Raw genomic sequence first — 14,279 nt, 5'->3', positions numbered from 1 at the left:
TGCGGGTGACGCCTCGGCGTCACCCGCACCACCGTGCCCGCTGCCGGAGCGACAGGAGGAGCAGATGACCGGACGATTCGCCTACGGACTCCGGGTACACGGGCTGGACGACGTCACCGACCTGATGCCGGCCGCACCCGGGGACGACCTGCCCGAGGTGACGATCCGCCAGCAGGACGGCCCGCGCCCCGCGACGGTGCCGCTGGACCGGTGGCGGCAGGTGCGCCTGCTCGCCGACGGGCGGCACCTCACCGTCGACCGGCGGACCGGCACGGCCACGTTCCACGGGCCGCCGTTGACGCCGGACCTGCTCGCCCACCCCTACCTGGCGCCACCGGCCGTCGTGGTGAACCGGTGGGCGGGGCGGGAGACGTTCCACGCCGGCGCGTTCGTCCGGCACGGGCGCGCGTACGCGGTGCTCGGTCCGCGTACCGCCGGCAAGAGCAGCCTGCTCGCGGCGCTCGCCGCCCGGGACGTGCCGGTGCTGGCCGACGACGTGGCGGTGGTGCACGACGGCGCGGTCTTCGCCGGGCCGCGCTGCATCGACCTGCGGCAGCCGGTCCCCGGTGCGGCCCTGGCCGGTCGGACCGCCCGGGAGGGCAGCCGGACCCGGGTGCCGCTGCCGCCCATCGCCACGCACGCGCCGCTGGCCGGCTGGTTCTTCCTGCGCTGGGGCGAGGGACCGGCGGTGACCCGGCTGGCCGCGATCGACGCGTTGGGCCGGCTCGCCGCCGAACGGTCCTGGCCGCAGTTGCCGTCCGACCCGGCCGTGCTGCTCGCCCTGGCGGCGCTGCCCGCCTGGGAGCTGACCCGGCCCCGGGACTGGGCCGCCCTGGAGCGGACGTGGCGGCTGATGGCATCCGTCACCGAGACCGCCGACCTCGCCACGGCGAGCCGGCCGGCCTGATCAGCGGTCGCCGGCCAACCCCTGCGGCGCGGCGTCGCGGGGCGTCGGTGGATGCTGCCGCAACCACAGGTGCTGCACCAGTCCGGCGGTGCACTCCGGAATCGGCCACCGGCTCCAGACGCCGCGCAGCGCGGCCGGATCGACCACCGACCCGTCCACGCCGCCACCGTCCCAGCTCCGCACGAACTCACGCGTCGGCGTGCGCAGGAACACGTCCAGGAAGTGCGCCTTGCCCTGCCGCCGGAACAGCAGTGGCGGCAGGTGGCCGGCGGCCACCTCGGCGAGCAGGTCGCGGCGGGCCACGCCACGGCGGTGACCGGCGGTAGCGGCGAGCGCCGCCACGAACCCCGGATCGAGGAACGGATGCCGGACCAGCACGCCGTGGTCCGCGCCCATCCGGTCGAACGAGGCCACGGTGAGCCGCAGGTCACGGCGGCGCAGGTGCCAGGCGATCCGCCGGTCCAGCCGGGTCGGCTCGGCCCGCCGCTCGGCCCGGTGCCGGCGCAGCACCTCCTGTGCCGCCGCCGGCCGCAACCAGGGGAACCGGTCGACGCCGGTGGGCCCCCGGCGCAGTCGGGCCCGCACCCGGGACGCCCGGTGGCGCAACCGCCGGTACGGCGAGGGCGGCAGCGGCGGTCGCCAACCGGCGAGGATCTGGTCGCCGCCGCCGCCGGTCAGCATCGACCCGCCGGCCGCCAGCTCGACGATCGGCAGGTGCAGGTGGGTGTTCAGCGGATGGCACACGCCGTAGCGGTGCAGGAACCGTCGGGCCACCGGGCCGACCAGATCCAGGTCGTCGTCCGCGCGCAGGATCTGCCAGCGGTCCCGCAGCCGCAGCTCGTCGATCACGTGGTCCTGCCAGCTCGACTCGTCGGCCGCCGGTGCGCCGGTGAACCGCCAGGTCACCGGCACCGGCGCCGGCAGGCCGTGCCGGGCGGCCACCCGGGCGGCCACGGCCAGCACCACCGACGAGTCGAGGCCACCGGAGAAGCTGACCAGGCACGGCGCGCGGCGGACCGCCGGCAGCACCGCCGCCTCCAGCGCCGCCAGCGGGGACGCGACGACCGGAGCCGGCGGACCGGTCCGGTCCGCCGGCTCGACGCCGGACACCAACCCGGTGGCCAGCTCGTACGGTGACGGCCAGGGCGCGGACACCCGGGTGTCGACTGTCGACTCGGTCATGTCGGCTCCTGGTGAGCGTGTCGCGACGGCCCGCCCGGTCCTCAGATGGACGCGCCGCTGCCGCCCTGCCCGTCACCGACGGGAAGCTCGCCACCCCGGGTCAGGTCGGCCAGGGTGCCGAGCCGGGTCAGCCGTGGTGGCCGGTAGCCCTCGACGACCACCTGCTGCTCGTTCGTCGGCGTTGTCTGCGGTGTCTGCGGTGTCATCTGTCATTCCTCCGTGCAGGTCGAAGCGGACGGTGCCGTTCCGTCCGCACTGCCTATCGACCGGGTGGCCGGACCGGACACGGGTGATCGGAACATCCACCCGATCGCGTGACCCGCCCACCGCGATGCGTCACACGACCGTGTCGACACACCGCGTGGACGATGTCCGGCACCCCTCAACCGTTGGGCGTTGCTCGCAGGGCGGCGACCGCGTCGGCGTACGCGGTGCCGGTGCGGACGGCGGCGGCCACCAGCACGGCCAGTTGGGTCGGGGCGACGCCGCAGGACAGGTCCGTGGTGACGCCGGCGGCCAGCACCAGCGTCCCGTCGCCGGGCTCGTGCACGTAGGCGGCGGGCAGCAGGCGGTCGTGGTTCCAGGCGTTGCAGAACGCGTACGCCTCGGCGCGTCGGTCGGCCGGCAGCGTGCGTGCCGCCACCACCCGGGCGTGCAGCACCTCGCCGAGCACCCGGAACTGGATCGTCGCCTCGCCCCACCGGCCGACGAGCGTGCCGTCCGGCTCCGCCGTGTACGCCTCGCCGCGCGCCGCCAGGGCGGCGGTGAGCAGCGCGGCGTCCAGCGGTGCCGGTTCCTCCGGGCCCGGCGGGGCCGGGTCGGCCGGGTCGGCGTCCGGTTCGTCGTCGAACTCGCTCTCCGCCGCCAGCGACACCGGCCCGGCGAGCGGCCGTTCGGCCAGCCAGGAGGCGATCCGGCCGGACTGGTGCCCGGTGCCGTTGCGGGCGTCGAAACTGCCGGCCAACGCGGTGGCCAGCGCCTGGAGCTGCGCGCCGAGCGTGGCCACGTCCACTTCGGCCGCCGGGCGGGACCCGTGCCCGGGGCGGTGGATCCGTCGCCCGCCGAGACCGGCCTCCGCGGCCAGCCCGCAGAGCAGCGCGCCGGCCGCGGCGAACTCCATCGCGGACAGGTCGTCGGCCGGCCGGTCCAGCCGGGGCAACTGCTCGGTCAGCACCTCCAGGCCACGGTGCGGGTAGCCGCCCAGCGCGCAGAACCGCAGGTGCGTGGCGAGCAGCGGGAACGCGGCCCGCTCCCGACGGTGCCGGCGGTACGCGCGGACGTGCGCCCGCGCCGCCCGGACCACCGCGCCGGTACGCAGCCACGGCAGCAGCCCCGCCGCGAGCGACCGTTCGGGCTGGTCGGTGCAGTCCGGCGTGCCGTCCGCCGCATCGCGCTCGCCGTGGTGCTGGCCGTGCTGGCCCAGTGCCGCCAGTGCCGCCTCCGGCTCACCCCAGCCGGTCAGCAGCTCGGCCCGCCGGGCCGGGGCGCAGCCGGCGCAGCCGCCCACCGGGTCCGCCGCGTCCCCGGCCGTCCACCGCTCGTACGCGCGCCGCGCGGCCGGCTCGTCGCCGAGGTGGTCGGCGAGTCGGCAGCGCAGCTCGGCGACCGGCGCGGCGTCCGGGCCCAGCTCGTCGGCGAGCGTGTCGGTCAGTGACCGGATCTGGTCCAGCCCGACCCGGGGCGTGCCGAACGCCGCCTCCACCGCCTGCCGCTGGTGCCGGCGCAGCCGGGTCAGCTCGTCGGGGTGGGCGTCGAGCAGCCCCGGATGCCGCGCCAGCGTGGCCCGCAAGCGGCGTACCGGCTCCACGGTCCGCCACCGTTCGCCCCGGTGCAGGTACGCCTCGATTAGCGCGAACCGCGCCGACAGGGCGGTACGCGGGTCGTCGGTGGCGTCGGCGCGGGCCGCGATCCGGTCCAGTTCGGCGCAGCGTTCCTCGTCGTCGGGCCGGTCCCGGGCGTCGGCGAGCGCGGCGGCCAGCGCCCGGTCGCGGGCCGTGGTCACCGGACCGTCCCGCCGGGCAGGTCGGCGACGGCGGCGGCGAGCTGGCAGCCGGTGGTGACGCCGCAGTCGATCAGCCGGTCGAGCTGGTGCGGGGTGACGCCGCGCTCCAGGTCGGTGGTGACCTCGCCGCAGACCTGGGCGACGCCGTCGTCGTCGACGTGCACGTACGCCTTGGGCCAGAGCCGGTCGTGGTTCCACGTGTTGCAGAACGCGTGCAGGCCGGGCACCCGCTCGATGCCGAACCGGTGCGCGGCGACGGTGCGGACCTGGAGCAGCTCGCCGGCCTCGCCCCGGCGGTGGAACCAGATCAGGCTCCGTTCCCAGCGACCGACCAGCGCGCCGTCGGGTTCCTCGGCCACCGCGTACCCCCGGTGGGCCAGCACGGCGGCGACCAGCTCGACGGTCAGTGGTCGCAGTGCCTGCGGGTGTCCGGTCAGGGGACCGTCCGGACCGTCCTCGATCTCCGGCGACGCCATCGGGCATCCCTTCTGAGGCGAATAACACAAACGACGGTCCGGTCCGCGCTGCGACACGCGCACACGACCCGGAAAAGCGGCGTTCCGCCGGTTACCGCCGTTACCGTGACTCTATGGCGGGCCGTACCTCTCAGGCGAGCCGGCGGCGCGGCGCGTCGCCGCGCGGAACCACGAACAACCGTGCCCGTCAACCGGCGAAGAAGGCGGCGCGCAAGCCGGTCCGGCGGCGGCCGACCCGCGGGCCGAGCCCGGCCGCGTTCGTCGGCGGCGCGGTCAACGCACTGTGGATGGGGCTGGCGCACTCGGTCGGTTGGGCGTTCCGGGCCGCCGGCCGGCAGGCCGCGTCCACCCGGGAGCTGGACCCGGAGCACCGCCGCGACGGCGCCGGCCTGCTCCTCTTCGGGCTGGCCATCCTCGCCGCGGTGGGCATCTGGGGCGGCGGCGCGGGGCCGGTCGGCCGGCATCTGGCCGACACGGTGCGCCTCTTCTTCGGCGCGATCTCCATCGTGCTGCCGGTGCTGTTGATGATCGGCGCGTGGCGGTTGATGCGCACGCCGGTGGACCCGGAGCACCGTGGTCGCGGCCTGGTCGGCTGGGGTTCGATGCTGCTGGCCACCGCCGCGATGCTGCACATCGGGCAGAACCCGGTCGACGAGGTGCAGCGGGACTACGCGGGTGGCCTGATCGGCGCCGGCCTGGGTGACCTGCTGAAGTCGGCGGTGACCGCCTGGGTGGCCATGCCGTTGCTGCTCCTGCTGCTGGTGTTCGGCCTGCTGGTGGTGACCGCGACGCCGATCAACAAGATCCCGGAGCGGCTCGGGCTGCGCGCCGGCCTGATTCCGACCGACGACGTCGAGGTGGAGGAACCGGTCGAGGTCGCCGCGCCACCGAAGCCGGCGCGCAAGCGGCCGGCGAAGCGGCTCCCGCCGCCGCTGGACCCGCTGGACCCGGACGACGAGCTGGCCGGCGTGGACCTCCAGGAAACCATCGTGCTGCCGCGCAAGATGCCCAAGGTGCCGGCGAACCGCAAGCCGGCCGAGCCGCCGGAGCACTCGCCGCTGCCCACCCGCGCCGAGCAGCTCGCGCTCACCGGGCTGTCCGGCGACTACACGCTGCCGCCGGCCAACATGCTCGGCGCCGGGGCCGCGCCGAAGACCCGGAGCAAGGCCAACGACGAGGTGATCGCGGCGCTGACCGGCGTGTTCGACCAGTTCGGTGTGGACGCCGAGGTCACCGGTTTCACCCGGGGCCCGACCGTCACCCGCTACGAGGTCGAGCTGGGGCCGGGCGTCAAGGTCGAGCGGATCACCCAGCTCTCCCGCAACATCGCGTACGCGGTGAAGTCGCCGGACGTGCGGATCCTCAGCCCGATCCCGGGCAAGAGCGCGGTCGGCGTGGAGATCCCGAACACCGACCCGGAGAACGTGTCGCTCGGCGACGTGCTGCGTTCGCGCGCCGCGACCAGCGACCACCACCCGATGGTGGTGGCGCTCGGCAAGGACATCGAGGGCGGCTACGTGGTGGCCAACCTCGCGAAGATGCCGCACATCCTGATCGCCGGCGCGACCGGCGCGGGCAAGTCGTCCTGCCTGAACTCGCTGCTGGTGTCCGTCCTCACCCGGGCCACGCCGGACGAGGTGCGGCTGCTGCTGATCGACCCGAAGCGCGTCGAGATGACCGGCTACGAGGGCATCCCGCACCTGGTCACCCCGATCGTGACCAACCCGAAGAAGGCGGCCGACTCGCTGGAGTGGGTCGTCCGCGAGATGGACATGCGCTACGACGACCTCGCCGCCAACGGGGTCCGGCACATCGACGACTTCAACCGCAAGGTGCGCAACGGCGAGATCACGGCCCCGCCCGGCAGTGAGCGGGAGATCCGGCCCTACCCGTACCTGCTGGTGATCGTGGACGAGTTGGCCGACCTGATGATGGTCGCGCCGCGCGACGTGGAGGACTCCGTCGTCCGGATCACCCAGTTGGCCCGCGCCGCCGGCATCCACCTGGTGCTGGCCACCCAGCGCCCCTCGGTGGACGTGGTCACCGGCCTGATCAAGGCGAACGTGCCGTCCCGGCTGGCGTTCGCCACCTCGTCGCTCGCCGACTCCCGGGTCATCCTCGACCAGCCCGGCGCGGAGAAGCTGCTCGGCCGCGGTGACGGCCTGTTCCTGCCGATGGGCGCGTCGAAGCCGGTGCGCATCCAGGGCGCCTGGGTGACCGAGCGCGAGATCGCCGACGTGGTGAAGTTCTGCAAGGACCAGCGCGAGCCGGAGTTCCGCTCGGACGTGCTCGCCCCGGCGCAGGACAACAAGAAGAAGATCGACGAGGACATCGGCGACGACCTGGACCTGCTGGTGCAGGCGGTCGAGCTGGTGGTCACCTCGCAGTTCGGCTCGACCTCGATGCTCCAGCGCAAGCTGCGGGTCGGCTTCGCCAAGGCGGGCCGGCTGATGGACCTGATGGAGACCCGGGGCGTGGTCGGCCCGTCCGAGGGCTCCAAGGCGCGCGACGTGCTGGTCAAGCCGGACGAGCTGGAGGAGGTTCTGGCCGGCCTGCGCGGCGGCGAGGACTGACCGGACACGCGACACGGGCCCGCCGGTCGACCGACGGGCCCGTGTGACGCGGTGGCTCAGGAGTTGTAGAGCGCGTACCCGATCACCATGCCGAGCACGGCGCCGACGACGCTGGCGGCGGCGGCGTACCAGCCGAGCGGCTTGTCGCCCAGCACCGCGCCGACGATGCCGAGCACCAGGCCGACCAGGCCGAACAGCGGCGGCAGGAAGAAGATCGCGATGACCGCGAAGACGAACGCGATGATGGTGCAGATGCGGGCGGCGTTGGTGCGCGGGCGGGCGGTGGCGTGAACGTCGGCCATGGTGTCCTCCGTGGGTGATCTTTCTCGGTGAGCTGACGCTCACCTACCCCGGCGGTCCGGCCGTCCAAACCGGATGGCGCACCGGTCAGTGGAACACCTTCAGGCCGACCACGCCGGCCACCACCAGCAGCAGGCAGGCGATCCGGGGCAGGTTGGCCGGCTCGCCGAGCGCGAGCATGCCGACCAGCGCGGTGCCCACCGCGCCGATGCCGACCCAGACCGCGTAGCCGGTGCCGACCGGGAGGTCGCGCAGCGCGTACGCCAGGCCGGCCATGCTGCCGACAAGCGTGACGGCGAAGGCGGCGGAGGGGAGGGGACGGGTGAAGCCGGCGCTGCGGTCCAGGGCGATCACCCACGCGGTCTCCAGCAGTCCGGAGAGCACCAGCACGATCCAGGCCATGAGGTCACCTCTGACGGGCGGGCCCGGCGGTCGGCCGAGCGGCGGTCGATTCACGCGGGGCGTCGTGCCTGACCGGGTACGCCCACCACTCGTCCGGGGCGGCCCGGGGACCGCCACGACCGACGCTAGCACCGGCCGGACCGGCCCGGCGGCGTGGTGACGAAGCCCACCATCGCTGGAGTTGACGTGAACTTCAGGTTGCACGATGGGCCGATGACCGTGCTCTTCTCCGACGAGGACGTCGCGGCGGCCGTGGACGCCCCGCTCACCGTCGCCGCCATGCGGGACGCGCTGCTGGCCGCGTACGCCGGGCGGCTGATCGCCCCGCCCCGGGCCGCCGCGCCGCTCGGCGGCGGCCGGATGGTGCTCACCGCCGGCCACCTCACCGGCGAGTGGTACGGCTTCCGCTCCTACGACACGTTCGGGCACCCGGAGAGCGGGCAGCTCGTCGTGCTGCACGACGCGCGCACCGGCGCGGTCCGGGCCATCGCGGTCGGCGAGGAGCTGGGCTCGCGGCGCACCGGGGGACTGGGCGGGGTGGCGGTGGACGCGCTGGCCCGGCCGGACGCCGCCACGCTCGGCGTGGTGGGTTCCGGGCGGCAGGCGTGGACCCAGGTCTGGGCCGCCGCGGCGGTCCGGCCGCTGCGTGAGGTGACCGTGCACAGCCGCTCGACGGCCCGGCGGGAGGCGTTCGCCGCCCGGGTCCGGGCCGAGATGGGCGTGCCGGCGCGGGCCGTCGGCTCCGCCGCCGCCGCGGTGCGTGACCGCGATCTCGTGGTGCTGGCCACCACCAGCACCGTCCCGGTGCTGGCCGCCGCCGACCTGGCCCCCGGCACACACGTCAACACCGTCGGCTTCAAGCAGGTCGACCGGCACGAGTTCGGCACCGACCTGCTCGACGCCGCCGACCTGCTGGTCACCGACTCGCCGGGGCAGGCCGCCGCGTACGCGCCGCCGATGCTCGCCGCCGTCGAGCCGTACGCCGGGCGGCTGCGTGACCTGGGCGCGGTGCTGGCCGGCGCGGTCCCCGGCCGGACCCGCGCGGACCAGATCTCGGTGTTCTGCTCCACCGGCCTGGCCGGCACGGAGGTGTTCCTGCTCGACCGCCTGGCCCGCACCCTCGCCCCCGCGCACCCGGCGCGGTGAGAGGGGCACCTTTCTCTACCGCAGGCGTCAACAAGGGGCCCTTCCTTGCACCTGTACCCTCGGATGGTGTCTGCTGCCTCCTCCTCTCCGCAATCTGACGGGCGCCGGGTCGCCCTGCTGACCCTGGGCTGCGCCCGCAACGAGGTCGACTCGGAGGAGTTGGCCGCCAGGCTGCACGCCGACGGTTGGCAGGTGAGCACCGACGGTGAGGGCGCCGACGTGGTGGTGGTGAACACCTGCGGCTTCGTGGAGAAGGCGAAGCAGGACTCGATCCAGACGCTGCTGGCCGCCGCCGACACCGGCGCCAAGGTGGTCGCCGCCGGCTGCATGGCCGAGCGGTACGGACGTGAGCTGGCCGACAGTCTGCCCGAGGCGCAGGCGGTGCTCAGTTTCGACGACTACCCGGACATCGCCGCCCGGCTCGACGCCGTGGTGGCCGGCGAGGCGATCTCCGCGCACACCCCGCGCGACCGGCGCGAGCTGCTGCCGCTGACGCCGGTGAAGCGCCGCGAGGCGGCGGTGTCGCTGCCCGGGCACGGCACGCCGACCCGGGTCGCGCCGGAGACCGACGCGCACACCCCGGCGCACCTGCGGCAGGTGCTGCGGCACCGGCTCGACACCGGCCCGGTGGCCTCGCTGAAGCTGGCCAGCGGCTGCGACCGGCGCTGCGCGTTCTGTGCCATCCCGGCGTTCCGTGGGGCGTTCGTCTCGCGTACCCCGGACGAGCTGCTCGCCGAGGCCGAGTGGCTGGCCAAGACCGGCGTCCGGGAGCTGGTGCTGGTCAGCGAGAACTCGACGTCCTACGGCAAGGACCTGGGCGACCCGCGCGCGCTGGAGAAGCTGCTGCCGCAGCTCGCCGCGATCGACGGGATCGTGCGGGTGCGGGCCAGCTACCTCCAGCCGGCCGAGACCCGGCCCGGCCTGGTCGAGGTGATCGCCACCACGCCCGGCGTGGCGGCGTACTTCGACCTGTCGTTCCAGCACTCCAGCGAGCCGGTGCTGCGCCGGATGCGCCGGTTCGGCTCCACCGACCGGTTCCTGGAGCTGCTCGCCTCCGCCCGGGCGCTGGCGCCGGAGGCCGGTGCGCGGAGCAACTTCATCGTCGGCTTCCCCGGCGAGACGAAGCAGGACGTGGCCGAGCTGGTCCGGTTCCTGACCGAGGCGCGGCTGGACGCGATCGGCATGTTCGACTACAGCGACGAGGACGGCACCGAGGCCGCCGGGCTGCCCGGCAAGGTCTCCGCCGCCACCGTCAAGCGCCGGTACGACAAGCTCAGCGCGCTCGCCGACGAGCTGTGCTCCCAGCGGGCCGAGGAGCGGCTCGGCTCGACGCTGGAGGTGCTGGTGGACTCGATCGCCGACGGCGTGGTCGAGGGCCGGGCCGCCCACCAGGCGCCCGAGGTCGACGGGTCGACCACGCTCGTCGCGCCGGACGGCGGCGGGGTGGACCTGGCCGCGCTGCGCCCGGGTGACCTGGTGCGGGCCCGGGTGACGGCGACCGAGGGCGTCGACCTGATCGCCGTGCCGGATGAGATGATCTCGGCGGCGCCCGGCGCGGCACGGTGACGGCGGGCCCGGACGGAGCGGGGAAGCCACGTGGGGCGATGCCGGACATGACCGGGGCGGAGTCGACGGTGGCTGCCCCCGTGCCGCTGCTCAACGCGGCCAACCTGCTGACCGCGGCGCGGCTGGTGCTGGTGCCGGTCTTCGCGGTCACCGTGGTCGCGTCCGGGATGAGCCACGCCGGCTGGCGGACGGCGGCCTGTCTGATCTTCGTGGTGGCCTCGGCGACGGACCTGGTGGACGGCTGGATCGCCAGGCGGTTCGGGCTGGTCACGTCGCTGGGCAAGGTCGCCGACCCGATCGCCGACAAGGCGCTCACCGGCGCGGCGCTGGTGCTGCTCTCCTGGTACGACCGGCTGCCCTGGTGGGTGACCGTGGTGATCCTGGTCCGGGAGCTGGGCATCACCGCGCTGCGCTTCTGGGTGATCCGGCACGGGGTGATCGCGGCCAGCCGGGGCGGCAAGATCAAGACTGCGTTGCAGATCCTGGCCATCACCTGGTACCTCTGGCCGATGCCGGCGGCGCTGGCCCCGGTCGGCCCCTGGATCATGGGCGCCGCCGTGGTGGTCACCGTCGCCACCGGCTTCGACTACGTCGCCCAGGCGCTGCGGCTGCGTCGCCCCGGGCGTTGATCCGGGCAGCCGGCGAGTAAGCCGGCACGACGCGGGAAGAAGGGGCGGTCATGGGAGACACCGACGCGCGACACCAGCGGCCCGCCGGCAGTCCGGCGGCCTCCGTGGTGCACCGCCTGCACGAGTGCGGCCAGACGCTGGCCACTGTCGAGTCGCTGACCGGCGGGCTGCTCGCCGCCGCGATCGTGGAGATCGCCGGCGTCAGCTCGATCTACCGGGGCGGTCTCGTGGTCTACGCCACCGAGCTGAAGGCGGTGCTGGCCGGCGTGCCGGAGAACCTGCTGGCGGCGCGCGGGCCGGTCGACCCGGACGTGGCCGTCGCGCTCGCCGAGGGCGGGCGGCAGCGCTGCGGCGCGGACTGGGGGCTGGCCGCCACCGGTGTGGCCGGGCCGGAGCCGCAGGACGGCAAGCCGGTCGGCCTGGTCTACGTGGCGGTCGCCGGCCCGACCGGCAGCGACGTACGCCGGCTCGACCTCGACGGCGGCCGGGACCACATCCGCTCGGCCGCGGTGATCGAGGCGCTGCGCCTGCTCGCCGAGCACATTCCGGTCACCGACGACGCCGGGGTCGCCGACCCGGCGGGCGCCGGCCGGCGGTGAGCCGTCCCACCGTCGACGCGCCCGGCCGCGGGGTCGCCGGAACGGCGTTCTGCACAGGATTGGAGAGGCGGGGTGGGATGTCGTCGTGGCGGTCAACGGGTACGGTTGCGGGAAGGCTCCGGCGGGCGACGCCGGCGCCGGGGCGGCCCGCCGTCACCGGCGCGGCGCGGTCCGGCCGGACAGGTGTCCCGTCAGGGGAGGTGCGATGGTCCTGCTACGCCGGGTGATCGGTGACGCACTGCGGGCGCGCCGGCAGGGGCAGCACCGCACCCTCCGCGAGGTCTCGTCCGCTGCCAACGTCAGCCTCGGTTACCTCTCCGAGATCGAGCGCGGCCAGAAGGAGCCCTCCAGCGAGCTGCTGGCTGCCATCTGCGACGCGCTCGGCGCGCGCCTGTCCGAGCTGCTGCGCGAGGTGAGCGACACGGTCGCCCTGGCCGAGCAGATGCCCGGCGTGCTGGTGCCGGTGGGTGGCGAGTCGACGCCGGTGGCCCCGCCCGCCGTGCGCAAGGCCACCAACCGGGGTGTCCGGCAGGTCACCACCGACGGTGCGGTGGCTGTCCAGGTCCGGCAGGATTCGCCGCTCAAGGCGACGCTGCGCAGCACCCGCGTGCGCCCCGCCGAGCGGGACGTGGTCTGCGCCGCCTGACCGGCCGGTCCGCGCGATGGTCGCCGGTGGCGCGTGCGTCGTAGTGTTGATCAGGTCGTACGGGTGCCGGAGTGGTGTCCGACTGGAACGATGTAGGCGCGACACTACTGAGGGGACGAGGCGGAGATGGCGAACCCGTTCGTCAAGGGTTGGAAATACCTGATGGCGCTCTTCGGCGCGAAGATCGACGAGCACGCCGATCCGAAGGTGCAGATCCAGCAGGCGGTCGAGGAGGCCCAGCGGCAGCACCAGGCGCTGGTCCAGCAGGCGGCGGCGGTGATCGGCAACCAGCGCCAACTGGAGATGAAGCTGTCCCGGCAGATGACCGAGGTGGAGCAGCTCCAGGGCAACGCGCGGCAGGCGCTCGCGCTGGCCGACCAGGCCCGGGGCCGGGGCGACGAGGCCGAGGCCGGGCGCTACGAGCAGTCCGCCCAGTTGCTCGCCACCCAGCTCGTCTCCGGTGAGCAGGCGCTGGAGGACCTCAAGACGCTGCACGACCAGGCGCTCGGCGCGGCGGCACAGGCCCGCAAGGCGGTCGAGAACAACTCGATGATCCTCCAGCAGAAGCTCGCCGAGCGCACCAAGCTGCTCAGCCAGCTGGAGCAGGCCAAGATGCAGGAGAGCGTGGCCCGCTCGCTGGAGTCGATGTCGTCGCTCACTGCGCCGGCCAGCACCCCGTCCCTGGACGAGGTGCGGGACCGGATCGAGCGCCGCTACGCCACCGCCATGGGCCGGGCCGAGCTGGCCGGCAACTCGGTCGAGGGCCGGATGCTGGAGATCCAGAAGGCGACGCTCGACTCGGCCGGGTCGGCCAGACTGGAACAGATCCGGTCGAGCATGGCCGGCGAGCAGCTCGGCGGCCAGCAGCAGCGTCCCGCCGTGGGGCAGCCGGCCGACCCGGCCGCCGCCGCCCGGCTGGACGAGATCCGGGCCAGCATGAGCCGGGATCGCGGCGCCGGGGAGAGCACCACCGGCTGACGGACGAGGGAGAGCGATGGCGGACGAGCGGACGCGACACTTCCGGCAACTGGCCAAGCTGCGTCGTTCGGCGCGGCGGTGGAGCGTGCTGGCCGGTGGGCTCGGCGGCGCCGCCGCGGTGCTCACCCCGTACGCCGGCCTGGGCCTGCCGGACGCGGCCTGGGTCGGCGCCGCGGGCAGCGCGGTCGCGGTGGCCGCCTGGCGCTGGATCGACCACCGGGCGCTCGCGGCGGTGCCGGCCCCGCCGGCGCTCGACCCGGCCGAGGCCGCCGCCCGCTCCCGGGCCCGGCTGGTCGCCGCCGTCGAGCGGCTGCCCGTGGGTCCCGGCGTCCTCGCCGAGGTACGCCGGGTCCGGTCCCGGCTCGCGCTGCGCGGCACCTCCGCGGCCGAGCCGTGGGCCCGCCTGGACCGGGCCGCGCTCACCCTGGGCGGGCTGGCCGGCCGGCTGACCGGGCTGGCCGAGCCGGCGGTCCGGGAGGCCGCCGAGGCGGACCACTCCCTGCGTGAGCTGGCCGGGCGGGTGGCCGGCGTGGAACGCGCGCTGAAGCTCGCCCCGCGCGGGCCGCTCGCCGACGTGCACGCCACGCTCGTCGCCCAACTGGAGGACGGGGTGGCGGCCTACGAGCGGCTGGTGGTGGCCGCCGCCGGCTATGTCGCCGAGGACGCCCGCCCCGACACCCACCACCCGGCCGCCGCCCGCCTCACCGAGGCCACCGACCTCCTGCACGGCGTCGCCTCCGCCCTGGCCGAACTCCGCACCCCCCTCAGAACCCCCTAACCCCCCGCCCCCGCCCCCGCCCCTGCCGGATGATCAAGGAGTTCGCGTCCGCGAGAGGCGGAGTCGGCGACTCCAACTCCTTGATCACCGACCCG

At 74.9% G+C, this 14,279-nt stretch carries 15 protein-coding genes; 9 read left to right on the top strand and 6 right to left on the bottom strand.

Annotation, left to right across the window (positions count from 1 at the left end):
- The first annotated feature begins 64 nt into the window (after nucleotides 1-64).
- On the top strand, nucleotides 65-907 hold the full coding sequence (locus tag VKK44_RS20865) for a hypothetical protein (protein ID WP_343442858.1): 843 nt from the start codon (nucleotides 65-67) through the stop codon (nucleotides 905-907).
- Here VKK44_RS20865 and VKK44_RS20860 read toward each other — a convergent pair whose 3' ends face one another.
- The 4 genes from VKK44_RS20860 to VKK44_RS20845 form a co-directional block, all read right to left on the bottom strand.
- Nucleotides 908-2,089, bottom strand: coding sequence for an asparagine synthase-related protein (locus VKK44_RS20860; protein ID WP_343442857.1), 1,182 nt, complete (start codon nucleotides 2,087-2,089; stop codon nucleotides 908-910).
- A gap of 41 nt (nucleotides 2,090-2,130) precedes the next feature.
- Nucleotides 2,131-2,295 (bottom strand): lasso RiPP family leader peptide-containing protein, encoded by a 165-nt coding sequence (locus tag VKK44_RS20855; protein WP_343442856.1) that lies wholly within the window; start codon nucleotides 2,293-2,295, stop codon nucleotides 2,131-2,133.
- Between the two features lie 176 nt (nucleotides 2,296-2,471).
- The gene (locus VKK44_RS20850) at nucleotides 2,472-4,091 is read right to left on the bottom strand and encodes a YbjN domain-containing protein (protein WP_343442854.1); all 1,620 of its coding nucleotides are present in this window, start codon (nucleotides 4,089-4,091) and stop codon (nucleotides 2,472-2,474) included.
- Nucleotides 4,088-4,567: a type III secretion system chaperone family protein gene (locus VKK44_RS20845; protein WP_343442853.1), complete on the bottom strand. Its 480-nt coding sequence runs from the start codon at nucleotides 4,565-4,567 to the stop codon at nucleotides 4,088-4,090. The genes VKK44_RS20850 and VKK44_RS20845 overlap by 4 nt, the downstream gene beginning before the upstream one ends.
- Nucleotides 4,568-4,680: 113 nt before the next feature.
- Between VKK44_RS20845 and VKK44_RS20840 the strand changes: the two genes are divergently transcribed.
- The gene (locus VKK44_RS20840; protein WP_343442852.1) at nucleotides 4,681-7,140 is read left to right on the top strand and encodes a DNA translocase FtsK; all 2,460 of its coding nucleotides are present in this window, start codon (nucleotides 4,681-4,683) and stop codon (nucleotides 7,138-7,140) included.
- A 56-nt stretch (nucleotides 7,141-7,196) separates the two neighbouring features.
- On the opposite strand, the gene VKK44_RS20835 is transcribed toward VKK44_RS20840, so the two are convergent.
- Nucleotides 7,197-7,442 (bottom strand): hypothetical protein, encoded by a 246-nt coding sequence (locus VKK44_RS20835; protein ID WP_343442850.1) that lies wholly within the window; start codon nucleotides 7,440-7,442, stop codon nucleotides 7,197-7,199.
- A gap of 85 nt (nucleotides 7,443-7,527) precedes the next feature.
- Nucleotides 7,528-7,842 (bottom strand): DMT family transporter, encoded by a 315-nt coding sequence (locus VKK44_RS20830; RefSeq protein WP_343442849.1) that lies wholly within the window; start codon nucleotides 7,840-7,842, stop codon nucleotides 7,528-7,530.
- Nucleotides 7,843-8,055: 213 nt separating this feature from the next.
- On the opposite strand from VKK44_RS20830, the gene VKK44_RS20825 reads away from it, so the two are divergent.
- From VKK44_RS20825 to pspM, 7 genes are all read left to right on the top strand, one after another.
- Nucleotides 8,056-8,988, top strand: coding sequence for an ornithine cyclodeaminase family protein (locus VKK44_RS20825; RefSeq protein WP_343442848.1), 933 nt, complete (start codon nucleotides 8,056-8,058; stop codon nucleotides 8,986-8,988).
- Nucleotides 8,989-9,051: 63 nt separating this feature from the next.
- Nucleotides 9,052-10,554: a 30S ribosomal protein S12 methylthiotransferase RimO gene (rimO, locus tag VKK44_RS20820; RefSeq protein WP_343442847.1), complete on the top strand. Its 1,503-nt coding sequence runs from the start codon at nucleotides 9,052-9,054 to the stop codon at nucleotides 10,552-10,554.
- Between the two features lie 47 nt (nucleotides 10,555-10,601).
- On the top strand, nucleotides 10,602-11,183 hold the full coding sequence (gene pgsA / locus VKK44_RS20815) for a CDP-diacylglycerol--glycerol-3-phosphate 3-phosphatidyltransferase (protein WP_343447838.1): 582 nt from the start codon (nucleotides 10,602-10,604) through the stop codon (nucleotides 11,181-11,183).
- A gap of 50 nt (nucleotides 11,184-11,233) precedes the next feature.
- The gene (locus VKK44_RS20810; RefSeq protein ID WP_343442846.1) at nucleotides 11,234-11,782 is read left to right on the top strand and encodes a CinA family protein; all 549 of its coding nucleotides are present in this window, start codon (nucleotides 11,234-11,236) and stop codon (nucleotides 11,780-11,782) included.
- Nucleotides 11,783-11,987: 205 nt separating this feature from the next.
- A complete protein-coding gene (locus tag VKK44_RS20805; RefSeq protein ID WP_343442845.1) occupies nucleotides 11,988-12,428 on the top strand; it encodes a helix-turn-helix domain-containing protein in 441 nt (146 codons plus the stop codon).
- Nucleotides 12,429-12,554: 126 nt separating this feature from the next.
- Nucleotides 12,555-13,406, top strand: a complete 852-nt coding sequence (locus VKK44_RS20800) for a PspA/IM30 family protein (RefSeq protein ID WP_343442844.1) — start codon at nucleotides 12,555-12,557, stop codon at nucleotides 13,404-13,406.
- Between the two features lie 16 nt (nucleotides 13,407-13,422).
- Nucleotides 13,423-14,184 (top strand): phage shock envelope stress response protein PspM, encoded by a 762-nt coding sequence (gene pspM / locus VKK44_RS20795; protein ID WP_343442843.1) that lies wholly within the window; start codon nucleotides 13,423-13,425, stop codon nucleotides 14,182-14,184.
- Nucleotides 14,185-14,279 lie beyond the last annotated feature (95 nt).

Source organism: Micromonospora sp. DSM 45708 (assembly GCF_039566955.1).
Classification (GTDB): domain Bacteria; phylum Actinomycetota; class Actinomycetes; order Mycobacteriales; family Micromonosporaceae; genus Micromonospora.
This window is presented reverse-complemented; position numbering and strand designations above follow the sequence as displayed.